8 protein-coding genes are annotated in these 7,638 nt (G+C 44.2%); 3 read left to right on the forward strand and 5 right to left on the reverse strand.

The window, feature by feature from the left end:
- Positions 1–275 precede the first annotated feature (275 nt).
- A complete protein-coding gene (gene argH, locus F6J99_RS38095; RefSeq protein WP_293121115.1) occupies positions 276–1,673 on the forward strand; it encodes an argininosuccinate lyase in 1,398 nt (465 codons plus the stop codon).
- Positions 1,674–2,011: 338 nt separating this feature from the next.
- Here argH and F6J99_RS38100 read toward each other — a convergent pair whose 3' ends face one another.
- The 3 genes from F6J99_RS38100 to F6J99_RS38110 all read right to left on the reverse strand — a co-directional run bounded on the left by F6J99_RS38100 (position 2,012) and on the right by F6J99_RS38110 (position 2,796).
- Positions 2,012–2,209, reverse strand: a complete 198-nt coding sequence (locus tag F6J99_RS38100) for a hypothetical protein (protein ID WP_070394677.1) — start codon at positions 2,207–2,209, stop codon at positions 2,012–2,014.
- Between the two features lie 156 nt (positions 2,210–2,365).
- Positions 2,366–2,656, reverse strand: coding sequence for an RNA-binding protein (locus F6J99_RS38105; RefSeq protein WP_293121117.1), 291 nt, complete (start codon positions 2,654–2,656; stop codon positions 2,366–2,368).
- The gene (locus tag F6J99_RS38110; protein ID WP_293121119.1) at positions 2,656–2,796 is read right to left on the reverse strand and encodes a hypothetical protein; all 141 of its coding nucleotides are present in this window, start codon (positions 2,794–2,796) and stop codon (positions 2,656–2,658) included. Before F6J99_RS38110 ends, F6J99_RS38105 begins: the two co-directional genes overlap by 1 nt.
- Before the next feature lie 243 nt (positions 2,797–3,039).
- Here F6J99_RS38110 and F6J99_RS38115 point away from each other — a divergent pair, with 243 nt between their 5' ends.
- Positions 3,040–3,495: an NUDIX hydrolase gene (locus tag F6J99_RS38115; protein ID WP_070394675.1), complete on the forward strand. Its 456-nt coding sequence runs from the start codon at positions 3,040–3,042 to the stop codon at positions 3,493–3,495.
- A gap of 32 nt (positions 3,496–3,527) precedes the next feature.
- On the opposite strand, the gene F6J99_RS38120 is transcribed toward F6J99_RS38115, so the two are convergent.
- Together F6J99_RS38120 and F6J99_RS38125 are read right to left on the reverse strand one after the other, a co-directional pair.
- A complete protein-coding gene (locus tag F6J99_RS38120) occupies positions 3,528–4,325 on the reverse strand; it encodes a pantothenate kinase (RefSeq protein WP_293121120.1) in 798 nt (265 codons plus the stop codon).
- Between the two features lie 10 nt (positions 4,326–4,335).
- Positions 4,336–4,521: a hypothetical protein gene (locus F6J99_RS38125; protein WP_293121122.1), complete on the reverse strand. Its 186-nt coding sequence runs from the start codon at positions 4,519–4,521 to the stop codon at positions 4,336–4,338.
- Between the two features lie 138 nt (positions 4,522–4,659).
- Here F6J99_RS38125 and F6J99_RS38130 point away from each other — a divergent pair.
- Positions 4,660–7,638: serine/threonine-protein kinase PknK (locus F6J99_RS38130; protein WP_293121124.1), on the forward strand; the 2,979-nt coding region annotated here is incomplete at its 3' end.

The raw sequence follows: 7,638 nt of genomic DNA on the forward strand, positions 1-7,638 counted from the left end.
TGGAAACAAGATAAAGGACACAAGACGAGTTAAACGAAGTTAGATTTAGTATAAGCATTCAGCTATCAGCATTCAGCTATCAGCTTAAGGTACATCTCGTTCGGGTAGCGTGCGCCTATGGGAAATGCGCAATGCCCAAACGGTAAAATTTAATAGTTCGAAATTGCTTATGCTAATCGCACCTAAGCTGATAGCTGAATGCTGATAGCTGAATGCTTATACTAAATCTAACTTCGTTTAACTCGTCTTGTGTCCTTTATCTTGTTTCCAAAACTGTGACTGAGCAAAAAACCTGGAGTCAGCGATTTGAATCAGCGTTACATCCAGCAATTGCTTGCTTCAATGCCAGTATCCCCTTTGACATAGAACTGATTGAGTATGACATTACTGGTTCTGTGGCTCATGCCAAGATGCTTGCCCATACTGGCATTATTTCTGAGTCGGAAGCTCAGCAGCTAGTAGCTGGCTTAGAACAAATCCGCTCAGAATACCACCAAGGAAAATTTAACCCTGGTGTTGATGCTGAGGATGTACACTTAGCTGTAGAACGCCGCCTTACTGAACTTGTGGGTGATGTTGGCAAGAAGCTACATACAGCGCGATCGCGTAATGACCAAGTTGGTACGGATACCCGACTCTACCTCCGGGAGCAGATTGATCAGATTCGTAGCCAGTTACGTAACTTCCAAGAGGTCTTGCTCAATCTTGCCAAAGCTCATGTTGAAACCCTGATTCCTGGCTATACTCACCTGCAACGGGCTCAGCCAGTCAGTTTAGCCCATCACCTGTTAGCTTATGTGGAAATGCTAGACCGGGACTGGCAGCGTTTAGGGGAAATCCGACGGCGGGTGAATATCTCACCCCTCGGTTGTGGAGCTTTAGCAGGGACTACCTTCCCCATTGACCGACATCATACCGCCAAAACCTTGCATTTTGAAGGAATTTATGGTAATAGCCTCGATGGAGTAAGCGATCGCGACTTTGCCATTGAATTCCTCTGTGCTGCCAGTTTGATCATGGTGCATCTGAGCCGATTTTCAGAGGAAATCATTCTCTGGGCATCTCAGGAATTTGGCTTTGTTACTCTCCTGGATAGTTGTGCTACTGGTTCTAGCATCATGCCCCAAAAGAAAAATCCTGATGTTCCCGAACTGGTAAGAGGTAAGACTGGTCGTGTCTTTGGTCATCTACAAGGGTTGTTAGTTTTGATGAAAGGGCTACCTTTGGCATACAACAAAGACTTGCAAGAAGACAAAGAAGCAATGTTTGATAGCGTTAACACTATCAAAGCCTGTCTCGAAGCCATGACCATTCTCTGGCAGGAAGGGTTAGAATTTCGTAGCGAACGTTTGGCATCAGCAGTTACTGAAGATTTCTCTAACGCTACCGATGTCGCTGACTATTTAGCCTCAAAAGGAGTTCCGTTTCGGGAAGCCTACAATCTGGTGGGTAAGGTGGTCAGAAGTTGTTTGGTATCCGGGAAGTTACTGAAGGATTTGAGCCTCGAACAGTGGCAAGAGTTGCATCCAGCCTTTGCAGAGGATATTTATCAAGCCATTGCCCCGACTCAAGTCGTCGCTCGTCGGAATAGTTATGGTGGCACTGGTTTTGACCAGGTTAGGCGAGGGATTCAGGATGCATGCGATCGCCTAAATTCCAATATTGATCGCTAATTTATCTCTAATATTAGATCTTGTTAGATCTTGTCGTTCGCTAGCCAACGCCCTTCGGGCTAATCGCGTAGCGTGACCGTAGGTCAATCTTGCGCCAGTACAAAAATACTTAATTATAGGGAAGTTAGGAGCGGGAAACTTCGGATCAGAAATAAATATGTTTAGTTAGTTTTTGGAAAGATACTTTGACTTTTGTTTATTCCAATCACATCACCTTGACTTATTCTGACTCGAAGCTCCTGACTCAATACTCCTAAACTTTCTACATTGACAGCAGCAGTTAATCAACTGGGGTAGTTACTTATGGGAATATCAGGAATCAGCTGATAACTGACTCATTACATCGCACCAGTACCACCTTGGTAATTATTATCCTCATTATTTTCTGCTGTTGTTTCCTCCGACTTAGGAGGTTTGGTCCCGTACCGTCTATTTTTGGAAAAACGGCCCGTATTACGCTTGGACTTCCGAAACTTACGGGCGTAAGCTTGATTCCGCTGCGCCTTTTCCTTTTTTAGATTGCGGCGCTTTGCCATGTCTACCTCATTGATAAAAAAACAAAAACACTATCAAACCCAAGTCTTACAATAAATTCAGCTTGGTTTATTTAAGTTACCCATGTGACCCACGGGAAAGGAAAATAGTTAGTTTTCCAAACCAGACTTCTTGATTGTCCTCGAAGCCTAGTGTTTCTAGAACCCACTGCGACTACGATTTCCGCGATTGTTTTCGTTGTCGTTATTTTTTGGTCTAGCTTTGCGGACGCGCATAGAACGCCCCATCCATTGTGCACCATCTAGCTCAGAAATGGCAGAATCTTCCTCATCCGTTGTCCCCATATCAACAAAAGCGAATCCACGCCCTTGACCTGTTTCCCTATCTTTAGGAACTACTACTTTTGATACTGTACCATAATCCTGAAATACTTCCTGTAAGTTTTCAGAGGTAACCTGATAATCTAGGTTGCCAATGTATATAGTCATTAAGAGTTATCCATCTGAGCGAACAAGTTCAGATGAAGGTCGGTGAGAGGCCGAAGCACTGGTGCATATCTACCCAGGTTATGACAGCTATGCAGCAATGGAACAGGGTAGTCAGTGCGGCCAAAGGGGGTTTTCCCCATGAGCGACTGGCGTGGTATCCCCCCAATCGTGCTTTGCATCAAGACAGAGATTTAACCACAAGTGATTCGCCTATGAACCGGTCAGGTATTCCTTAGGCTCCTAGCTGTTAACTACTCAGACGTTCAATGTTGAATTGAATCACAATGGACTTTTCAATCACTGACGTTACCGAACTTGCATCCATAATGTCTATCATAGCAGTCAGTAAAACCAACACACACAATCAACAGCCCTATCATCACATGAGAAGATTATGGCAATTTGTCCAAACCGTTATTGGGATTATATTTCGACATCCTATTACCGGTACGAGCATCATTCCACTCTTGCCGGATGGGCGAATTGTGCTAGTTCGACGTCGTGACAATGGTAAGTGGGCTCTACCAGGAGGTATAGTTAACTGGGGTCAAGATATTCCAACGACTATCGAACGGGAATTATTTGAGGAAACTGGACTGGAGTTGCTCAAGATTCGCCAGTTAGTTGGGGTTTACTCAGCACCAGGAAGAGATCCCAGAGTCCATTCTATCTGTATTCTGGTAGAAGCTGATGTCACCGGAACTATGGAGGTACAGGACGTCTTGGAAATTAGTGAAGTCAAGGCGTTTGAACCGGAAGCTATCCCTAAGGGAAACCTCAGCCATGACCATGACCGTCAGTTACAGGACTATTTTGAGGGTAATATCACTGTTGCTTAATTCCCCATTCCCCACAACAGTTACCGCAGCAACTAACTACCAACCACTGACAACATTCCCCAAAAGATTAAGTAAGGATCAACAATAATCTGAGCCGCTATTGCAGGAAATTGGGATTGGAGATAAGTAACTAACTGCTCAGAGTCACCACCAGTCAGAGCAATCAGGCTCTTGGGAAACTGCCTTTGCCAATCCTCAATAAAATCCCGGATACTAGCCAATATTGTATAGACAACACCACTTGCTATTGCCTCTGATGTCTCCAGTGACCAACGCTTTGGTAACTGAGCTGGTAGTTCAATCGCAGGTAATGCTCCAGTTTTTTGTGCTAGAGACTGTAACTGTAATCCCAATCCTGGTAAGATAGCTCCTCCGATTAGCTGTAGGTTTTGGTTAGCCCCAGTAAAGGTTAGAGCAGTACCAGCATCAATAACTAAAACTGGATAACTATACCTATTACCAGCACCAAATACGGCCAAGGCGCGGTCAATGCCTAGGGTGGGATATAGTCCGCAAAGGGGTAAATCTGCCAGGGTCACTACTGTAGTATCGGAATAGTTTTGCCAGAGTGCTGTTTGGGCAGGTACTACTGAAGCGATGTAAAGGGGTAATGGCTTGGATGGGTCTGATCCCTGAGCTGCTAACTGGGTTGGGAAAATTTCCGCTGACATGACACTAGACGTCCAGTCCTTGATTAACTGCTCTACAGCTGCTGGGGTTAGATGGTTGGTATCCCAGGCTTTTTTCAGGGTGTTATCCACAAACCAAGCCCAATGTAACCGGGAATTGCCAATCACTAATCCTAAAAAGCTGTTTGCCTTAGTTGCCATATAGCAGTTCTCAATTCGGTGAGGCACAAATTACTGGGTTAATGGGAGTCGGGAGTCGGGAGTCGGGAGTCGGGAGTCGGGAGTCGGGAGTCGGGAGTCGGGAGTCGGGAGTCGGGAGTCGGGAGTCGGGAGTCGGGGAAATAATTTTGCTAGCATGCCTATTGCTAGCATGCCTATTGCCTAATCGATTAGGCAAAATCGATTAGGCAAAATCGATTCTAGATTGATGTTTTTGGGAAGACTAGTCACAGTGGGAAAAAATCCCTGTTCCGGAAGAGAAATCATCTCAAACTTCTCATCCGGTACCTGAACCTGTGATGAAGACTAGATGACTATGAGCAGTACTATGGTGACACTGACTGGCTATCAAATGACCGAGATTATCTATTCCGGTTCTAGAACCTTAGTGTATCAAGGAATTCGTGAGTCAGACCAAAAACCAGTTGTGATCAAACTGCTTAAGAGTGAATATCCCAGCTTTGGTGAACTGGTGCAGTTTCGTAATCAATATACTATTGCCAAAAACCTTGATCTACCTGGCATCGTCAAACCCTACAGTTTAAAACACTACCGCAATGGCTATGGTTTGGTGATGGAGGATTTTGGTGGTATTTCCCTCAAAACTTATTGCTCTAATCTAGAAAGCTTAAAATTAACCTCTCTAACGGAATTTTTCGACATTGCTCTTCAAATTGCATCCATCCTTGATGGACTCTATCGCAACCGAGTCATTCACAAAGATATTAAACCTGCCAACATCCTGATTAACCCGGATACTAAACAAGTAAAACTGATTGATTTTAGTATTGCTTCTCTACTGCCAAGGGAAATAATGGTGCTTCAAAGTCCCAATGTCCTGGAAGGCACTCTAGCTTACTTGTCTCCGGAACAAACTGGACGGATGAATCGGGGCATTGACTACCGCAGCGACTTCTATTCTTTGGGAGTCACCTTCTACGAACTCCTGACCGGACAGTTACCCTTCCCTAGCACAGACCCAATGGAGTTAGTTCACTGCCATATTGCCAAGCAGCCACCTTCAGTCCATAGTATTAATCCTGATATTCCGACTATTGTCTCGGACATGATTAGCAAACTGATGGCGAAAAATGCTGAAGACCGCTATCAAAGTGCTTTGGGATTGAAGTATGACCTGGAGACTTGCTTATCCCAATGGCATGAAACTGGTAGGGTTGAAACCTTTGAGTTAGGCACTCAGGATATTTGCGATCGCTTCGTGATTCCCGAGAAACTTTATGGTCGCGCCAGGGAAGTTGAGACCTTACGACGCGCTTTTGACCGGGTTGCTGGCAAGACAATAGCTCAAGAGGATTCCTCCCGAGGCAGGAGCGAAATGATGTTAGTAGCAGGGTTTTCCGGGATTGGGAAAACTGCTGTGGTCAATGAAGTCCACAAGCCGATTGTCCGACAACGGGGTTACTTCATCAAAGGGAAATTCGACCAATTTATGCGCAATATTCCCTTTTCTGCATTTGTCCAAGCTTTCCGGGACTTGATGGGACAACTGCTTACGGAAAGGGATGCACAATTACAACACTGGAAAATCAAAATTCTGTTAGCACTCGGAGAAAACGGTCAAGTCATCACTGACGTTATCCCTGAACTAGAACAAATCATTGGCAAACAGCCTCCTGTGCCAGACCTATCAGCTGGTGCAGCACAAAATCGCTTTAATCGACTGTTCCAGAAATTCATCCAAGTCTTCACTACTGCTGAGCATCCCTTAGTTATTTTCCTAGATGACTTGCAATGGGTGGATTCAGCGTCTTTGAAGTTGATGGAGTTGTTGATGAGCGAAACTGATACTCGTTATTTGCTGCTGATTGGAGCCTATCGGGATAATGAAGTCTCTCCAACCCATCCGTTGATGTTAACCTTGGATGAGATTAGCAAAACTGAAGTAAACGTTAATAGTATCACTCTAGCCCCTCTCAAACACTCTGATTTAAATAATCTGATTGCTGATACCCTCAGTTGTTCAGAAGAACTGGCACAACCTCTGACAGAATTGGTATTTCAGAAAACTAAAGGTAATCCTTTCTTTGCCACTCAATTCCTGAAATCTCTCCATGCCGAAAATCTGATTAGGTTTAATTTTGAGGTAGGTCATTGGGAGTGTGACATTGCTCAAGTAAGAGCCCTGGCTCTGAGTGATGATGTGGTAGAATTTATGGCGCTACAGTTGAGGAAGTTGCCAGCAGCGACTCAAGAGATACTTCAACTCGCTGCTTGTATTGGCAACCAATTTGATCTAGGCACCCTAGCCATTGTCTATGAAAAATCCCAAACTGAAACAGCGGCTGATCTTTGGAAAGCCTTACAAGAAGGATTACTATTACCCCAAAGCGAGATTTACAAGTTTTTCCAGACTACCGATGAATCTCAACAGAGCATTGGTGAAAGCTATCCCCAATCACGACTTCCCCATCACTCCTCCCCAGTTTACAAATTCCTCCATGACCGGGTACAGCAAGCAGCCTATGCTCTGATTGATCAAGACCATAAGCAACAAACCCACCTAAAAATTGGGCAACTCCTGTTAAGCAATACTTCTGAACAAGAACGGGAAGAGAAGATATTTGATATTGTCAATCAGCTTAATATCGGTGCTGACCTAATTATCAATCCGTCTGAGAGAGACCAACTAGCAGGATTAAATCTATTAGCTGGTAAAAAAGCCAAATCAGCGACGGCTTATGAACCGGCTGTTCGGTATTTTAATTCCGGTCTGAAACTCCTAGCTTCAGATAGTTGGGAGAGTAACTATGACTTGAGCCTAGCTCTGTCGATAGCAGCGGTTGAAGCGGAATATTTAACGGTTAATGTAGAGCAAGCTAAACAGTTATCAAAGGTAGTCCTAAAACAAGCCAATACCTTTTTAGATAAAGTCAAAGTCTATGAGCTACAGATCTTATTTTATATTAATCAAAACAAGATGACTGAAGCTATCGACTTAGGCATCAACGTTTTGAAAATGCTAGGGATAGCTATTCCCACGGAAGCCCAAGAAATTAATACTGAAGTTGATAAACTACGGAAAGAGTTACAGTTAGAGGTTGAGGAAATTGCTAATTTAGCTAACTTGCCAGAGATTACTGACCCTTATCAGCTAGCCGCTATCCGGATTTTGACCAATGCTAGTTCTGCGTCCTATATTGCTAATCCAGTCCTGTGGCCGTTAATTATTTTGACTACAGTCAAGCTTTGTATTAAATACGGTCATTCCTCCTGGGCAGCTTCAGCCTATAGTTGGTACGGTGCGCTCCTTTGTGGTGCTTACTTAGATATTGAT

This window comes from Moorena sp. SIO4G3 (assembly GCF_010692305.1).
Classification (GTDB): Bacteria; Cyanobacteriota; Cyanobacteriia; order Cyanobacteriales; family Coleofasciculaceae; genus Moorena; species Moorena producens_A.

Coding starts and splice junctions, on each gene's coding strand:
- F6J99_RS38100 (WP_070394677.1), bottom strand. CDS start 2,209: ATGGCAAAGCGCCGCAATCTAAAAAAGGAAAAGGCGCAGCGGAATCAA.
- F6J99_RS38105 (WP_293121117.1), bottom strand. CDS start 2,656: ATGACTATATACATTGGCAACCTAGATTATCAGGTTACCTCTGAAAAC.
- F6J99_RS38110 (WP_293121119.1), bottom strand. CDS start 2,796: ATGGGGAAAACCCCCTTTGGCCGCACTGACTACCCTGTTCCATTGCTG.
- F6J99_RS38115 (WP_070394675.1), top strand. CDS start 3,040: ATGAGAAGATTATGGCAATTTGTCCAAACCGTTATTGGGATTATATTT.
- F6J99_RS38120 (WP_293121120.1), bottom strand. CDS start 4,325: ATGGCAACTAAGGCAAACAGCTTTTTAGGATTAGTGATTGGCAATTCC.